Below are 15,676 nucleotides of genomic sequence, written 5' to 3'. Positions count from 1 at the left end.
AGGCTGGCGAAGGCGATCCTCCCCTGTGCTTGCCACCCGCCACGATGTCCCTCGCCGGCTTCTGCCGCCGACCCTGGCCGATGGCCAGCGGGGGCGGCCGCCTGAACCCCGTCCATTGCCGTCGGCCGGCGTTCCGCCCGCGGGCCGCAGCCCAGGAGTGCCGCCCTCATGTCCGTCGTTGACCGCTTTCCGCGCGCGGTAACGTGTCTCGATCCGGTCTTCATCCCCATGCGGGACGGCGTGCGGCTGGCGGTGACGCTGTGGCTTCCCGCCGATGCCGGCGAGAACCCGGTGCCGGCGATCCTGGAACTCATCCCCTATCGCCGGCGCGACGGCACGGTGTTTCGTGACGCCAAGATGCACCCCTATGTCGCCGGGCACGGCTTCGCCTGCTGCCGGGTCGACATTCGCGGCTCCGGCGACAGCGAGGGCGTGCTCACCGACGAATATACCGAGCTCGAATTCGACGATGCCGAGGACATCATCGCCTGGCTGGCGGCGCAGCCCTGGTCGAGCGGCGCGGTCGGCATGACCGGGATTTCCTGGGGCGGCTTCAACGCGCTGCAGGTCGCCGCGCGCCAGCCGCCGGCCTTGAAGGCGATCATCGCCCTGTGCTGCTCGGATGACCGCTATGCCGATGACGTGCACTATGCCGGCGGCTGCCTGCTGACGGAGGACGCCATGTGGTCGTCCTTCATGCTCGCCCTTGGAGCCCTTCCGCCGGATCCGCAGATCGTCGGAGAACGCTGGCGGGCGATGTGGCGGGAGCGGCTGGAGGCCTCGACCTGCTGGTCCGAGCGCTGGCTTCAGCACCCGCGTCGCGACGATTACTGGCGGCGCGGCTCGGTCTGCGAGGATTTTTCCCGCATCAGGGTCCCGGTCTATGCGATCAGCGGCTGGGACGACACCTATTCCAATGCGGTGCCGCGGCTGCTCGAAGGCCTGTCTGGCCCGCGAAAGGGGCTGGTCGGCCCGTGGACGCATGCCTATCCCTTTCTCGGCGCGCCGGGGCCGGGAATCGGCTATCTGCAGGAGGCGATCCGCTGGTGGCGGCACTGGCTCTGCGGCGTCGATACCGGCATCATGGACGAGCCCGCCTATACCGCCTGGATCACCGAGCCGCACGCGCCGGCGCCCTTCTATCCCGAGCACCCCGGGCGCTGGGTCGCGGAGCCCGGCTGGCCCTCGCCGAACATCGCGGCACAGGTGCTGCGTCTCAACGCGGGAGCGCTCGCGCCCGACGCCCGTCCGGGTGGCGAACTGGTGATCGCGTCGCCGGTGACGACGACGCAGGCCTTCGGCCGTTATGGCGGCTATGGCGGCACGGTGCCCGACATGGCGCTCGACCAGCGGCGCGACGACGGTCTCGGCCTGAGCTTCGATACCGAGCCGCTCGACGCATCGTTCGATATGCTGGGGGCGCCGGTGGTGGAGTTGCGCGGGCGCTGCAATGTCGCCCTGGCCCAGCTGGTCGCGAAGATCTGCGATGTCGCGCCCGACGGCACCTCGACCCTCGTCACCTGGGGATGCCTCAATCTTGCGCATCGCGCGGGCAGCGCCGAGCCGCAGGCCCTGACGCAGGGGGAGGATTTCACCGCGCGGATCGCGCTCAACCATGTCGGCCGGCGCTTTGCTCCCACGCATCGGCTGCGGCTGGTGCTGTCGACCGGGCTGTGGCCGATCCTGTGGCCCTCGCCGGAGCCGCCGGTGATCCGGCTCGCGGCCGGCAGCGCGACGCTGTCCCTGCCGGTGCGCACGCCCGTGCCGGGGGAGGTGTCGCCGGCCTTTCCGCCGGTGGAGATTTCCCCGCCGGTCGAGACCGTGGAGATCGTGCCGGAGCAGCACCGGCGCGAGATGGCCATCAATGTCGGCTCGGGCCGCGAGACGCTGGTGCTGACCAGCGATTTCGGGCGCGTCGGTCTCCCCGACCGGCAGATCGTCACCGCCGCCCGCGCGGTGGACCGGATGGAGATCGCCGGCGGCGATCCGCTCTCGGCCGCGCTGGAGACCGGCTGGGAGATGGGTTTCGTCAGCGGCGAAGCGGATGTGGAGACGCGCTCCCGCGTCCGGCTCACCTGTGACGCCACGCGGTTTCACCTCAGCTGGCAGCTCACCGCCCGCGAGGGCCGCGAAACGGTGTTCGAGCGCACCGGCGAGCGCTGGATCGCGCGCGATCACGGATGACGTCGCGGCCGATCCGGGAGCACCCCGGACCGGCCTGTTCGCCCGCGCGGTCGCCGCCGCCTCAGTCCTTGCGGAAGCGCGTCACGTCGACATAGCCGTCGGCGAGGATGCAGGGCTCCAGCCCCTGCCGCGCCACCGCCGCGAAGGTCTCGTGGGTAATGAAGACGAAGCCGCCGGATTCCTCCATCAGGTCCTGCATCTTGCGGTAGATGGCGCCGCGCTTGTCCGGGTCGGTCTGCGCCATGCCCTCATTGTAGAGCGCCTCGAATTCCGGGCTGTCGAACTGCGACCAGTTGTAGATGCCGATCTGCTTGGGCCGGAACCAGGTGAGGTTCTCGGAGGGGTCGACACCGCCGGCGAAGTTCATCAGCACCAGATCGAGGGTCTTCCACGTATCGCCGGCGCTCTTGTCGCCGAGCGTCCAGTAGACGCCCTCGTCATAGGGCTTGATATCGACCGTGATGCCCACCGAGCCGAGCAGCGCCTGGATGATCTGGCAGGTCAGCTGGCTGGTCTTGTCGTTCATCGCCGCCAGTTCGAGGCTGAGCCCGGAAACGCCGGCCTCCGCCAGTAGCGCCTGCGACTTGGCGGCGTCGGTGGGATAGAGAATGGCCTCGCGATGGCCGATCAGCGCTGGCGGCACCACCCCGGTGGCGGGCGCGGCAAGGCCGGAATAGGAACCGTCCATGATCTGGCCGACATCGATCGCGTACTGGATGGCGCGCCGCACCTTCGGGTCGGCCAGCTTGGGGTTGTTGATGTTGATGGCGATCCAGGCGAAGCGGTTGCCGCTGTGCTGGATCAGCGTCGTGCGCTCGGGCAGCTTGTCCTTGTAGATCGACAGCGTGTTGAGGCTGATGCGGGAATAGTGGGTCGCCCTGGATTCATAGGCGAGGGCGGCCGCCTCGTCATCGGTGATGATCTGGAACTGCACGCGCGGGAACGCCGGCGGCTCGCCCTTCCAGGCGGGGTTGAGCGTGAGCGCCACGCTCTGCTTGGGCACCCATTTGTCGATCAGATAGGGGCCGGCGCTGGCGGGAACCTCCGTGGTGAACTTGCCGCCCGCGGCCTCCACCGCCTTCTTGCAGACGATGTGTCCCATGTAATAGGGCAGCGAGGTCGCCGGGAATGGCGCCGACGGGGCTTTCAGATGGATGATGCCGGTGCGCGTGCCGGTGACTTCCACCTCCCGGAGCGCGTCGAACGCATAGGCCCAGGCCGAGCCATTGGCCGGGTTGGCGACGCGCTCGAAGGAATATTTCACGTCTTCGGCCGTTACCGGGCCGAAATCGCCGGTCCACACCAGCCAGTCGTTCAGCTCGAAGGCGATTTCGGTCGGCGAGGTCTGGTTGAGGCTGCGCGCCGCATAGGGGCGCAGGTGCACGCCCGTGCGCATGTCGTCCAGCCGGTTGAGCGAGACGAACAGGCAGCGCCCGATCTCCTCCTCCAGCAGGCCGTTCTGGAAGGCCGGATCGAGGATCTCGATATCGGAGGCGGCGCGGACGAACAGCGTGTCGCCCTCAACGGCATAGGACAGGCCGGGCCGCAGCGAGAGCGCGGCGGCGCCGGCGGCCGCGCCCGTGAGGAAGCGCCGCCGGTTGACGGAAAGGTGGAGCATGCTGGTCTTCCCTCTGTGTTTTTGACGCGTTGTGTCGGCACTGTCAGGACTTGGCCATCCGCCGGCCCGGTGCGGGGATGCTGACCGCCCCGGGTAGCGGAAAGTGACATGCCACCTGGCGCCCGCCCGCCTCGTCGGCCAGAACCGGCGCCTCGCTCCTGCATCTGGGCTGGGCGCGAGGGCAGCGTGTGTGGAACTCGCAGCCGGCCGGGCGCCGGGCGATGCTGGGGACCTCGCCGATCACCGGCGGCTCGGCCCGCCGCCGGGTCGGGTCCGGCACCGGCTCGGAATCGAGCAGCGCGCGCGTGTAGGGATGCCGGGGCGCGCGCAGCACATCGTCCGCGCGCCCGCTTTCCACCACCCGGCCGAGATAGAGAATGACGATGCGGTCGGCGATGTGGCGCACCACCGAGAGGTTGTGGGTGATGAGCAGGAACGCGGTGTCGTGCTGCTCGCGTATGTCGAGGAACAGGTTGAGCACCCCGCCCTGCACCGAGACGTCCAGCCCGGCGGTCGGCTCGTCGGCGACGATCAGCCTCGGTGTCACCGAGAGCGCCCGCGCCACCGCCGCGCGCCGCGCCTGCCCGCCGCTCAGCGCATGGGGGAAGCGTGCGAGGAAGCGCTCGGATAGCCCGACCTGCCCGGCCAGCGCGACGATATCGGCCAGCCGCGTGGAGCCCACCCCGGCGATGGCGCGAGGCTCCGCCATCATCGCGCCGATGCGCTGGCGCGGGTTGAACGAACTCACCGGATCCTGAAACAGCAGGGCCGCCTGCCGGCGCAGCGCCCGGAAGCTGCGGGCGGAGAAATCCGGCAAGGGCACGCCGTCGACCTCGATTCGGCCGGAAGAGGGCCGGACGAGGCCGAGCAGCGCACGGCCGAACGTGGTCTTGCCCGAGCCGCTCTCGCCGATCAGGCAGACAATCTCGCCGGGGCGGACGGTGAGCGAGACCTCGGCGAGGATCGACAGCGGCGCGCGGCGCAGGAACGGCAGCCCGCGCCCCGGCACGTCGACCGAGAGCCTGTCGGCCTCGATGAGGGGTGGCTGCTCCCTCATGGCGTGCGCCCCGAAGGTGGGCTCCCCGACAGCGCGCTCCCGTGGCAGCGGACATGATGCCCCGGGAACTCGCCGGAGCGTGTCCAGGGTGGCGCCTGTTCAACGCAGCGCGCGGCCTTGACGGCGCAGCGCGAGGCGAAGTCGCAGAGGCTGGCGCCGGGGCGGGGTACCTCGCCGGCAATGACCGGGAGGCGGCGCATGCCGGTGGGTACCAGCGCGGGCTCGCAGGCGAACAGGGCCTGCGTATAGGGATGGCGGGGAGCGCGGAAGATCGCTTCCACGGTTCCCTCTTCCACGATCCGCCCGGCATACATCACCGCGACGCGGTCGCAGATCTCGGCGATGACACCGAGGTGATGCGAGATGATCAGGATCGACACGCCGGCCCGTTCGCGCAGGGAGCGCATGAGATGGAGGATCTGCGCTTCCATGGTCACGTCGAGCGCGGTGGTCGGCTCGTCGGCGATCAGCAGCGCCGGCTGCATCAAGAGGGCGGCGGCGATCGCCACGCGCTGCAGCATGCCGCCCGAGAGCTGGAAGGGAAAGGCATCCAGCCGCCCGACCGGATCGGGAATGCCGACCTCCGCCAGCGCGGCCACGATGCGCGCCCGCTTCTGCGCGCCGGACGGGTCGCGATCGCGCCAGAGCAGATCGGTGAGCTGGCGCCCCAGCGTGTGAATGGGACTGAAGGCGGTCATCGGGTTCTGGAAGATCATCGCCGCCGCGGGACCGCGCAGGGCGGCGAGCGCCGTGCGGTCGGCTTTGAGAATGTCGGTGCCGGCGAGGTTGAACCGCGTGCCGCTCATCCGGGCGGTCTTCGGCAGCAGGCCGAGCACGGAATGGGCGAGCGTGGACTTGCCCGAGCCGCTCTCGCCGATGATGCCGACGATCTCGCGCGGGCGGATCGTGAGGTCGACGCCGAGAACGGCGGGAACATGGGCGCCGTAGGACACCGAAACATGGCGCATGTCGAGCACCGGCGCAGGCAAGGGAGGCTCGGCGGAGGGCGGTTCAAGCGATGGCGGTTTCATGGGCGGCGCTCCCGTGCGAGCCTGGGGTCGAGCGCATCGCGCAGCGCCTCGCCGAAGAAGGTGAAGCCGAGCGTGGCGAGGACCAGCGGCACGCCTCCCGCCACGACAGGCACGGCGCTCTTGCGGATCACCGCGAAACCGTCGCTGAGGATGTTGCCCCAGCTCGGGATCTGCGGCTTCACCCCGAGACCGAGGAAGGAGAGGCCCGCCTCCAGCGTGATGACGGTGGAAATGTCGAGGCAGGCGAGGATCAGCAGCGGGCCGATGACGTTCGGCAGCAGGTGGCGGAACAGGATGCGCGCCGTGCCGGCATCCATCGCCTGCTCCGCCTTGATGAAATCGCGCGACTTGAGGCTGAGCGTCTGCGTGCGCACCAGACGGGCATAGGACGGCACCGAGTAGAGCACGATCACCAGGATGACGGTCGGCACGCCCGGCCCGATCAGCACCACCACGGCAAGGCCCAGCATGATCATCGGCAGCGAGCTGATGCTGTCGAACAGGAGCACCATCGGCCCGTCCAGCCAGCGCGGGCCATAGCCGGCGACGAGCCCGAGCGGCAGCGCCAGTGCCAGCGCGGTGGCCAGCGCGGTGAGCGCCACCGTCATCGCCGTGCGCGTGCCGAGAATGACCCGCGAGAACAGGTCGCGGCCCAGCTGATCGGTGCCGAGCAGATGGGTGAGCGAGGGATCGGCCAGGCGATCCTTCACGTTGATCGCGGTGGGGTCATAGGGCGCGATCAACGGCGCCAGCAGCGCGGTGAGCACGATCAGCATCGCGAGAAGGAGGCCGATGGCGCCGAGCGGCGTCGACAGGATGTGTGCAAGGGTTGTGGCGAACCGCGCGAGAGCGCGCGGCTCGTGCGAGCCGGCGGCCTCGGTCGGGGTGTCCGGCGTCGCCGTGTCGGTCAGCATCGCCATGGTCAGATCGCGCTCCGCACGCGCGGGTCGAGCCAGGCGCTGACGACATCGGCGAGGATCATGCAGGTGACGTAGAGCGCCGAGGTCACCAGCACGGTGCCCATGACGAGGGGGAAGTTGCGCGAGATCACCGCGTCATAGGTCATCTTGCCGAGGCCGGGGCGGGTGAACACGATTTCGGCGAAGATCGATCCGGTGAGCAGGCTGCCGAAGCCGATGGCGATCACGGAGAGGATGGCGAGCAGGGCCTGCTTCAGCGCATAGCGATAGATGATGCGGCCTTCGCCCACGCCATAGGCGCGCAGCGTGCGCACGTAATCCTCGCTCATCGCCTCGATCATGGCGGCCCGCACCAGCCGCGAGATATACCCGACCCAGCCGAGCCCGACGGCGAAGGAGGGCAGGATCAGCGCGCGCAGCTGGGCGCCGATATCTCCCGGCTCGCCGGCCCCGATGGCCGGCAGCCAGTTGAGCCAGACCGCGAAGATCAAGAGCGAATAGAGCGCGACGACGAAGGAGGGCACGGCGACGAAGGAGACCGAGACGGCGCCGATCAGCCAGTCACCCCATTTGCCGTGATGCACCACGGCGACGCAGCCGAGCACGAGGCCGAGCGCCAGCGCCCAGACGAAGCTCGCCAGTGCCAGCGCCACTGTGTAGGGCAGCACTTCCAGCACCATGGTCAGCACCGGGCGGCGGCTCCACACGTCCAGTCCCAGGTCGCCCTGCGCGAGGCGCACGAGCAGCAGGCCGAGCTGATCCAGCACCGGCCGGTCGAGCCCCATCATGGCGCGGAAGGCCTCGCGCATTTCCGGCGTGGAGCGCGGGCCGAGCGCCACCACGGTGGGGTCGCCCGGAATCATGTGCATCATCGCGAAGAGCAGCAGCGCCACCAGGAGCAGGATGGCGAGCGCGATTGCGGTTCGGCGAAGGATGAAGCCAGGCATGGACCAGGACCTCCACGGCGGGACGAGGCTGGCCCTTTTCCGGGGCGCAGCGTGTCGGTGGACAGGAAATCCGCAGCCCGCCGCACCGCCCACCGGGGGCTCTTGCGCGGGATACAGGTCACGCGGAAGGCACGTCACGCGATGGGCGCGTTATGCGGCACGGCAGGCAATGCGGGGCGTCACGTCCGGCCGTTGCCGGTCTCGTCCGGCGGGTCGTGGGGGCCCCATTCGTAGACAATCGGCGATGTTTGCGGATACGCCACGAACTGCTCGCGCGCTTTCGCCGGCGGCCGGCCATAGCGCAGCCAGGCGGTGAGGGCGGCGAACAGGACGGCGATGGCGAGCGCGTAGACGAAGAAGATCGCCGAGCCGAAAGCCGGCATCCCCATCGTCACCACGGCCGGCCCGACCATGCCGCCAAAGGCCCAGATGAGCAGCAGGTTCGACGAGAGCGGCACGAATTCGCCGGGCTCGGCGGCGTCGTTGGCATGGGCGACGCCGAGCGGATAGAAGATCTCGGAAATGCCGCCGAAAACCGAAAACAGAATGAGGAACACCCAGATCGGCGTGGTTCCGTCCACCAGCAGGAAGCTCGCGCACAGCAGCGCCAGCGCGATGGCCAGCCACAGCATCATCACGCCGCGATCGGTGCGGTCGGAGAGGTAGCCGAGCGGGAATTGCAGGAACAGCGCACCGAGCTGGGTGGCGGCCATCAGGAGCACGATGGTCTTCTGCGGGAAATTCATGTCCAGCCCGTAAAGCGGGCCGATGGAGGAGAAGGTGGAGGAGATCAGGCCGGTGATCAGGCAGGCCAGCGCGCCGATGGGCGAGACCCTGAAGGTGTGGAACAGCCGGATGCCCATTGGCACGTGCAACTGCGGCTCGCCGACCCAGATCGCCGTCACCGGCACGATGGCCGCGAGGTAGAACGCCGCCGTCAGCATGAGCAGCGGCAGCCCGGCCGGATCGATGTCGGTCGCCAGCAACTGGCCGAGCCCGTAGAACAGCCCGAGCAGCACCACATAGAGCGTGAGCATCCGGCCGCGGCTGCGGTTCGGCACCATGGCATTCATCCAGCTCTCGATGACCACCGACTGGCCGGCATTGGAGAAGCCGACTACCGCCTGTATCGCCATGAAGGCGAGGAGCGGGGGCTGCGTGCCCAGCGAGAGGATGAGCACGGCCGAACTCGCCGACAGCGCGGCATAGGCACGGACTTCGCCGACTGAGCGGATCAGCCGGACCGAGCCGATGCATCCCAGCAGGAAGCCCGCGCCTTCCGCGCCGACCACAAGGCCGACCGCATCCGCGCCATGGCCGTACGCCACCAGCCGAAGAGGCAATATAGTGTGGAAGAGGCCCGAGCCCATGGCGTGAAACGCGCCGCCGGCCAGTGGCGAGGCGATGGAGAAGCGCGACATGCCGGAGGGAGGACCGGCAGGCGGAGGGGGCGGCGGCGTGGCGGCGGGAGCTACGGTCATGGCACTCCCCCTATTCGGCGGCTTCCGCCCGATCGAATGCCGGTTCGCGGTCGGTGATCGGCGTGTCGCGCAGATAATGGGCGCGGCTGCCGCTCCGGCCGAGTTCGCGCGCGGCCAGATGGCCGCTATGCACCGCATGGGCGATGGCACCGGGCGCCAGCGCGTCGCCGATGGTGACCAGACTGCGGATGCCGGCGGCATCGATCTCGCCGCGCCGTGCCGCGATCGCCTCCTCCAGCTCCGTGCGCGGCGCACGCAGGCCGACGATCAGCACCGCGCGGCAGGCCACCTTCGTCTCCTCGCCGGTGAACAGATGCGCCAGCGTCGCGGTGTCGCCGTCAAAGTCCTTCAGCCGGTGCAGCGTCGTCACGGGGACGTTGCGACGGGCCAGCGCCCGGTGCACCAGCGGCAGTTCGTTGGTCATGATGGTCCAGGCCGAGGCCTGCCCGGCGGGGGTAACATAGGCGACTTCGATACCCCGGCTGGCCAGATGCTCGGTCAGCACCCCGCCATAATAGTAATTGTCGAAGTCGAACACGAGCGTCGGCCCTTCCGGCAGCCGGCCGGCGGCGATGTCGTCGGGCGTGAAGACATTTTCATGCTCCAGTTTCCCGACCGGAATCTCCATCGAGGAATAGAGCGAGCGGGTCCAGCGCGCGCCGGTGGCGAGAACGAGGTGGTCGGGCGCGAATTCGATGATGTCGTCGACGCCGAGCCGGCTATCGAGATAGAGCGAGACATTGGGCATGTCATTGAGCCGTCCGAGCCGATAGTCGGCGACACGGTTCCAGGCGGCGAGGCCCGGCAGCGTCTTCTCGAAGGTGAGCCGGCCGCCCCAGCTGGTGCCGGCGTCGACGATCGTCACCTCATGGCCCTGGCGCGCGCTGGTGAGCGCGCATTCCAACCCCGCCGGGCCGCCGCCCACCACCAGCACCTTGCCCGGCCGCGTGGCGGGCGCGACACGCTCGGGGTGCCAGCCGCGGCGCCATTCCTCGCCGGCGGTCGGGTTCTGCGTGCAGCGCACGGGCACGCCGTCATGCCAGCTGGAGATGCAGATGTTGCAGCCGATGCATTCGCGGATCTCCTCGATCCGGCCTTCCCGGATCTTGTTCGGCAGGAACGGGTCGGCGATCGAGGGGCGCGCGCCGCCGATGAAATCGAGCACGCCGCGGCGGATCTGCGACACCATCATGTCCGGCGAGGTGAAGCGTCCGACGCCCACCACCGGCTTGTCGGTCAGCGTCTTCACGAAGTCGATCACCGGCTCGTGGCTGCCTTCGCCGGAAAAACGCGAGGGCGAGCAGTCGGTGGGGCTCGAATCCATCTTCACGTCGAACAGGTCGGCATGGTCGGATAGCTGCGCCACAAGCTCATGCGCCTCGGAGGGGTGGTGCCGGCCCGGCCGGCCGCGCAATTCCTCCAGGCTGACGCGCAGCGCCACGCCGCAATCCTTACCGACAGCGTCGCGCGTGACGTCGAGCATCTCGCGCACGAAGCGCACCCGGTTTTCGATCGGGCCGCCATATTCATCCGTGCGGTGGTTGTATTCCGGCAGCAGGAACTCGTAACCGAGATAGCCCATGCCGGCATAAACATAGACGATGTCGAAGCCGGCGGTGCGGGCCTTGCGCGCGCCCTCGGCCTGCCAGCGCAGCACCTCGCGAATGTCGGCCCTGTCCATGGTCCTGGGGCGCAGGTTGCCCATGAAGCCGACATGCGTCGCCATCCAGGGAATGCCGGAGGGCGAGAGCGGCGGCAGGCGGCTGGAACGGTTCATCACCGAGGCGCCGCCGTGCCAGAGCTCGACGCCGGCCAGCGCGCCGTGGCGGTGCGCGGCCTCGGTGGTCAGCGCGTGGGCATGGATGTCGTTGCGGTCCCACAGCGTGGCGAAAGGCAGCGGCGCGTCGTCGGAACTCTCGTCGATCGAGCAGGCGCCGGTGCACACCACGCCCCAGCCGCCCTCGGCCTTGGTCTCGCGGAAGGCGGCACGCACGCGCGGCAGCGCGTTGGTCATGCCGCTCGCGTGGGGCACCTGGTAGAAGCGGTTCGGCGCCGTCACCGGGCCGATGCGCACCGGTTCAAACAGCACGTCGTAGCGAGAATCCCGCGCCATGGCTCAACCCCGTTCCCCGCCCGCCATCGAGGGCGGGTCATTGGTTGAAAGGATAGGCATGGCGGCATGGCGCGCGCAAGAGAAATTATAAGATCGTATAACAACAAAGAAAGATCACTTATAATCAATGACTTATGGATACTGGTCTGCTTGCGTCCCTCTTGCGCGCCTCGTGCTGCCGGGCCAGAGTGGCCGTCAATGGCATGAGGCGGCGAGGCATGGCGGGCGTGAACGCAGGTGGCGAGAGGAAGGAGCGGGCGCGTTTCCGCCGGCAGGCGCCGGAGGATCGGCGCCGCCAGCTGGGCGAGGCGGCGCTGCGCTGCATCCTCAAGCACGGCAATGCGGGCGTTTCGGTCCGCCAGATCGCCGCCGAGGCGGGCGTGACGCAGGGACTGGTCACGCATCATTTCGGCGAGATCAGCGAACTGGTCGCCTATGCCTTCGACATCATGTCGGGGAGCTTGCTGCAGGCGCTGATGGACGCCGTGGCGGCGGCCGAGCCCACCCCGCAGAAGCGGCTCGATGCCTTCATCGAGGCGTCGTTCTCGCCCGTGCTGTTCGACCGCGACGTGCTGGGCGTGTGGGTGGTGTTCTGGGGGCTGGTGCTGCACTCGCCGCGCATGAGCGCCTCCCAGCAGGGCGAGTATTCGGATTATGTCGCGGCGGTCGAGCGCCTGCTCGGCGACCTCGCCGCCAGCGAGGAGTTCGCCATCGGCAATGTGCGCCTCGCCGCCATCGCCTTCACCGCGCTGCTCGACGGGCTGTGGCTCGCCTGGTGCCTGAACCCCTCTTCCTTCCGGCCGGAGGAGGGTGTGCAGCTGTGCCGCAACTGGGTGAAGGGCCTGCGCCTCGGTGCGCATGGTTGAGGCAGGATGGCTGAGGCGAAGATAGCTGAGGCGAGGGATGCCGCTCCCGCGATCGGCATCCCTCGCCGCCGGCGGATTGTTCGCTCAGGCTCTTTTGGCCTCGCGAAGCCGGCTGCGCGCCGCCACGGCGACCATGCGGCGGCACGCTTCCTCGATCTTGTCGTCCGGCACGGTGAGGCTGATGCGCACGAAATTGCCGGCCCCGGCGCCGAAGGCGTGGCCGGGCATGACGGCGACCTGCTCCTCATTGAGCAGGGTCCAGGCGAAGGCCTCCCCGCTCATGCCGGTGCCGCTCACATCCACCAGGATGAACATCCCCGCTTCCGGCGGCATGGGCTCCAGCCCCGGCGCGCCGGCGAGGCTGGCGGTGATCAGGTCGGCGCGCCGCTTGTAGGCGCTGCGCATCTGCGCCGAAGTGTCGAGCGAAGTGTCGAGCGCATAGGCGGTCATGTCGGCGATGAAGGGCTGGCCACCGAACAGCATCGTCTCGGACACCGCGAGCAGGCGGCTGGCGAATTCCGCCGGGCCGATGGCCCAGCCGCTGCGAAAGCCGGGGGCGGCATGCGACTTGGAGATGGACGAGCACACGATGGTGCGTTCGGCCAGCGCGGGATCGTCGAAGGGCGAGGCGAAGGCGCCGTCGAAGATCAGTTCCTCATAGACCTCGTCGCTGACGATCCACAGGTCGTGCCGGCGGCAGACCTCGCCGATGGCGGCGATCTCCTGCGCCGTCAGCACGGCCCCGGTCGGGTTGTGCGGCGTGTTGAGCAGCAGCACGCGGCATTGTGGCGTGATTGCCCGTTCCAGATCGGCCGCCTGCAGGTGGAAGCCGTGTTCCGGGCGTAGCGGCACGGTGACATAATCGGCGCCGGTGGCGCGGATCACGCCTTCATAGGTGGCGTAGAGCGGATCGCCGACCAGCACGGCGTCGCCGGTCTCGACAAGGCCGAGCATGACGGCGAAGAGCGCGGTCTGCGTGCCGGGAAAGCACAGCACGTTGTCGCCGGTCACGCCGGGACGGCGGCGCGCATATTTGCGCACCAGCGCGTCGATCACCGTCTGTTCGCCGCGCCCGTTGGAGTAGCGGTGGCGCCCGGCATTCATGGAGCGGATGGCTTCCGTGATCAGCGCCGCGTGCGGCGGCAGGTCCGGCTCGCCGATGGTCAGCTCGATGATCGGCTCGCCGAGTTCCCGGCGGCGGCGGGCCTCCATGTGAACGGCCCATTTCTCGGAGCCGAGGCTGGCGAGCCTGTCCGTGATGGATGCGTAATGCATCGTGTCTACTCCCCGTCCTGCTCTATCGCGCTCGGCGCGCCGATCGGGTGGCCGATCAGCGCTTCGATCGAGGAAAAGGCGATCGCGATGAGCTCGCTCTCCTCGAAAAGTTCGCCCGCCAGGCATCCCTCCAGCCACAGGCCGTCGAGCAGCCCGCTGATCGCGATGGCCAGCGCGCGCTGGCGTGCGGGGTCGGGGGCCTCGCCCCGGGCGGCGAGAAAGTCGCCCAGCAGGCCCTCCAGCGACAGGCGGAAGCTGAGATAGCCTTCCTGGTGGATGGCGGCCAGCGCGGGATCGACGCCGACCCGGCTGATGAAGGACGCCCATAGCGAGAGGCTGCGGCTGTTGGCGACCGGCTCGGTGAGATTGATGAGGATAAAGGCGCGCAGGCGCTCCTCGGGCGTGCCGCTGACCAGCTTGGCACGCTCGGTCAGCCGCGCGATCACCACCTTGTAGGCTTCCTGGAGGATCATCTCCTTGGAATCGAAATAGTGGCGGATCAGCCCCGCCGTCACGCCGGCCTTGATGGCGATCTGGCGGACGGTGGCGCCCGGCAGGCCGGCCTCGGAGATGCAGTCCAGCGTCGCCTCGATCAGGTCGTGTCGACGCTCGGCCTCGGTGCAGCGATGAAAATTGCGCCGGCTCATGTCGCGCGCCACGCGACGGATCGGGGCAGGCCGCGGGAAGCGGATGTGGCGTTGCAGGCGCCGGGCGTGCCGACCCTGTCCCATCCGCGAACCCGTTGCGTCCGGCATCGGGGCCGTGGCGCCATCTCCCGGGCTTCGCGCGCGGACATAAGCTGCCTCCACCGTCGCCTCGCCGGTTGCCAGCGCTGCGCGGCAATACGTCGAGCGATTGTTATACAGATGGATAACAGCTGCATAAAGGCGGCGTCAATATGCCATAAAGAGCACTCCCCGCCGGCCTCCGTCGAGAACTGTCCCCGCCCGCGCCCCGGCCGGTTCCGCGCGTCGGCCATGCCGCTCGCGCATCGCGGATTTCCTTATGGCGCGGGCGACCGGTTCCGTCGCGCAGAGCCGCATATCGCGCCCATGACGCAGAGTTATTCTATATCTTGATACCGCTATCGAGCAAATCGCTTCGTTGTACGGCAGCGGGATACTTGCGAGAAAAGAGTGAAGACTCGCGATAACTCAATACGGCAACCCTGTGTTGCGATTCTGCACTAGTCGTGTCGTGGTTTGATCGATATTCATGGAGGCAGTCCAGAGGCGGGGGAATGTCATGAACAAGCTGAGCTGTGCCGTGCTCGTTGCGGGAAGCATGATGATGGCCGGGAGCGTCCAGGCCGCCGACATGCCCATGCCGGTAAAGGCCGAGCCCGTTATCGTCATTCCGAGTTTCAGCTGGACCGGCTTCTATGTCGGCGGCAATCTGGGTTATGCTTGGGGCGACATGGACTATTCTTACAGCGTGTCGGCAATGTCGCTTTACTATGGCGACTCGGCCTCGCTCAGTCCCGATGGCATCACCGGTGGCGCCCAGATTGGCTATAACTATCAGTTCGACAATAATTGGGTGATCGGCGCCGAGGCCGACTTCCAGTGGGCCGACCTTAGCGACAGCGCCGGCGGCAGCAACCTGTTCTACGGCCCGCTCAGCTCTCTGGTGGCCATTGGCGGCACGCAATACAGCATCGGCAGCAAGGTCGAGTGGTTCGGAACGGTGCGCGCGCGTCTGGGCTATGCCTGGGATCGCCTGTTGGTCTACGGCACGGGCGGCGTCGCCTATGGCTCGGTCAACACGGATGTCGCGGTGTCCGGCTCGCTCACGGGCTACACCATGGCAACCACGCAGGGCACCTCGCAGACGCAGTGGGGCTGGACCGTGGGCGGTGGCGCCGAGTACGCATTGACTGATAACTGGACCCTTCGCGCGGAATATCTCTATGTCGATCTCGGCAGCCAGGTCGTCTACAGCGTCACCGACCCGGTCATAGTCGGCGGCGTCACGCTGGACACCGCGTTCAGCGTTGTCCGGGCCGGCGTGAACTACAAGTTCTGAAAACAGGTCCGGCACCCGGCCTTCGGCGTCGATCGCAGGGGGTAGGCAGAGCGATCATCCACATCCGTTTGTGAAGAAGGGCCGCTCCATGGAGCGGCCCTTCTGTTTGGCTGGGGCAAGTGTCTGTCTCCGGGAGCCCGTCGGGAAACTCTTTCGCCA

At 68.4% G+C, this 15,676-nt stretch carries 12 protein-coding genes; 3 read left to right on the top strand and 9 right to left on the bottom strand.

From position 1 onward, the window contains the following. The first annotated feature begins 168 nt into the window (after positions 1 to 168). Positions 169 to 2,184 carry a CocE/NonD family hydrolase gene (locus FHS55_RS13775; protein ID WP_183190357.1) on the top strand — a complete coding sequence of 672 codons (2,016 nt, stop codon included), beginning with the start codon at positions 169 to 171 and terminating at the stop codon, positions 2,182 to 2,184. A gap of 61 nt (positions 2,185 to 2,245) precedes the next feature. Here the strand turns inward: FHS55_RS13775 and FHS55_RS13770 are convergent, their stop codons facing one another. The 7 genes from FHS55_RS13770 to FHS55_RS13740 all read right to left on the bottom strand — a co-directional run bounded on the left by FHS55_RS13770 (position 2,246) and on the right by FHS55_RS13740 (position 11,351). Continuing rightward, entirely contained in the window at positions 2,246 to 3,802 is a 1,557-nt protein-coding gene (locus FHS55_RS13770) for an ABC transporter substrate-binding protein (RefSeq protein ID WP_183190356.1), read from the bottom strand. Positions 3,803 to 3,845: 43 nt separating this feature from the next. After that, on the bottom strand, positions 3,846 to 4,859 hold the full coding sequence (locus FHS55_RS13765; protein WP_183190355.1) for an oligopeptide/dipeptide ABC transporter ATP-binding protein: 1,014 nt from the start codon (positions 4,857 to 4,859) through the stop codon (positions 3,846 to 3,848). Continuing rightward, a complete protein-coding gene (locus FHS55_RS13760) occupies positions 4,856 to 5,890 on the bottom strand; it encodes an ABC transporter ATP-binding protein (protein ID WP_183190354.1) in 1,035 nt (344 codons plus the stop codon). Before FHS55_RS13760 ends, FHS55_RS13765 begins: the two co-directional genes overlap by 4 nt. Next, positions 5,887 to 6,810, bottom strand: a complete 924-nt coding sequence (locus FHS55_RS13755; protein ID WP_246340150.1) for an ABC transporter permease — start codon at positions 6,808 to 6,810, stop codon at positions 5,887 to 5,889. Before FHS55_RS13755 ends, FHS55_RS13760 begins: the two co-directional genes overlap by 4 nt. A gap of 2 nt (positions 6,811 to 6,812) precedes the next feature. Beyond that, entirely contained in the window at positions 6,813 to 7,757 is a 945-nt protein-coding gene (locus tag FHS55_RS13750; RefSeq protein ID WP_183190353.1) for an ABC transporter permease, read from the bottom strand. Between the two features lie 179 nt (positions 7,758 to 7,936). After that, complete coding sequence (locus FHS55_RS13745; RefSeq protein ID WP_183190352.1) at positions 7,937 to 9,238, bottom strand: MFS transporter; 1,302 nt, start codon at positions 9,236 to 9,238, stop codon at positions 7,937 to 7,939. A 10-nt stretch (positions 9,239 to 9,248) separates the two neighbouring features. Further along, positions 9,249 to 11,351, bottom strand: a complete 2,103-nt coding sequence (locus FHS55_RS13740) for an oxidoreductase (RefSeq protein ID WP_183190351.1) — start codon at positions 11,349 to 11,351, stop codon at positions 9,249 to 9,251. A gap of 218 nt (positions 11,352 to 11,569) precedes the next feature. Here FHS55_RS13740 and FHS55_RS13735 point away from each other — a divergent pair, with 218 nt between their 5' ends. Next, entirely contained in the window at positions 11,570 to 12,217 is a 648-nt protein-coding gene (locus FHS55_RS13735; protein ID WP_183190350.1) for a TetR/AcrR family transcriptional regulator, read from the top strand. A gap of 84 nt (positions 12,218 to 12,301) precedes the next feature. On the opposite strand, the gene FHS55_RS13730 is transcribed toward FHS55_RS13735, so the two are convergent. Both FHS55_RS13730 and FHS55_RS13725 read right to left on the bottom strand, forming a co-directional pair. Beyond that, complete coding sequence (locus tag FHS55_RS13730; RefSeq protein ID WP_183190349.1) at positions 12,302 to 13,492, bottom strand: pyridoxal phosphate-dependent aminotransferase; 1,191 nt, start codon at positions 13,490 to 13,492, stop codon at positions 12,302 to 12,304. Between the two features lie 5 nt (positions 13,493 to 13,497). After that, entirely contained in the window at positions 13,498 to 14,139 is a 642-nt protein-coding gene (locus tag FHS55_RS13725) for a TetR family transcriptional regulator C-terminal domain-containing protein (RefSeq protein ID WP_183190348.1), read from the bottom strand. A gap of 598 nt (positions 14,140 to 14,737) precedes the next feature. On the opposite strand from FHS55_RS13725, the gene FHS55_RS13720 reads away from it, so the two are divergent. Beyond that, positions 14,738 to 15,517 carry an outer membrane protein gene (locus tag FHS55_RS13720; RefSeq protein ID WP_183190347.1) on the top strand — a complete coding sequence of 260 codons (780 nt, stop codon included), beginning with the start codon at positions 14,738 to 14,740 and terminating at the stop codon, positions 15,515 to 15,517. The last annotated feature ends 159 nt before the right edge of the window (positions 15,518 to 15,676 follow it).

Origin of the sequence: Ancylobacter tetraedralis, assembly GCF_014195655.1 — a bacterium.
GTDB classification, from domain to species: domain Bacteria; phylum Pseudomonadota; class Alphaproteobacteria; order Rhizobiales; family Xanthobacteraceae; genus Ancylobacter; species Ancylobacter tetraedralis.
Note: the sequence above shows the minus strand (reverse complement) of the source record. Positions and strands in the feature narration are given on the sequence as shown.

Coding starts and splice junctions, on each gene's coding strand:
- FHS55_RS13775 (WP_183190357.1), top strand. CDS start 169: ATGTCCGTCGTTGACCGCTTTCCGCGCGCGGTAACGTGTCTCGATCCG.
- FHS55_RS13770 (WP_183190356.1), bottom strand. CDS start 3,802: ATGCTCCACCTTTCCGTCAACCGGCGGCGCTTCCTCACGGGCGCGGCC.
- FHS55_RS13760 (WP_183190354.1), bottom strand. CDS start 5,890: ATGAAACCGCCATCGCTTGAACCGCCCTCCGCCGAGCCTCCCTTGCCT.
- FHS55_RS13730 (WP_183190349.1), bottom strand. CDS start 13,492: ATGCATTACGCATCCATCACGGACAGGCTCGCCAGCCTCGGCTCCGAG.
- FHS55_RS13720 (WP_183190347.1), top strand. CDS start 14,738: ATGAACAAGCTGAGCTGTGCCGTGCTCGTTGCGGGAAGCATGATGATG.
- FHS55_RS13725 (WP_183190348.1), bottom strand. CDS start 14,139: ATGAGCCGGCGCAATTTTCATCGCTGCACCGAGGCCGAGCGTCGACAC.
- FHS55_RS13740 (WP_183190351.1), bottom strand. CDS start 11,351: ATGGCGCGGGATTCTCGCTACGACGTGCTGTTTGAACCGGTGCGCATC.
- FHS55_RS13745 (WP_183190352.1), bottom strand. CDS start 9,238: ATGACCGTAGCTCCCGCCGCCACGCCGCCGCCCCCTCCGCCTGCCGGT.
- FHS55_RS13750 (WP_183190353.1), bottom strand. CDS start 7,757: ATGCCTGGCTTCATCCTTCGCCGAACCGCAATCGCGCTCGCCATCCTG.
- FHS55_RS13735 (WP_183190350.1), top strand. CDS start 11,570: ATGGCGGGCGTGAACGCAGGTGGCGAGAGGAAGGAGCGGGCGCGTTTC.
- FHS55_RS13755 (WP_246340150.1), bottom strand. CDS start 6,810: ATGGCGATGCTGACCGACACGGCGACGCCGGACACCCCGACCGAGGCC.
- FHS55_RS13765 (WP_183190355.1), bottom strand. CDS start 4,859: ATGAGGGAGCAGCCACCCCTCATCGAGGCCGACAGGCTCTCGGTCGAC.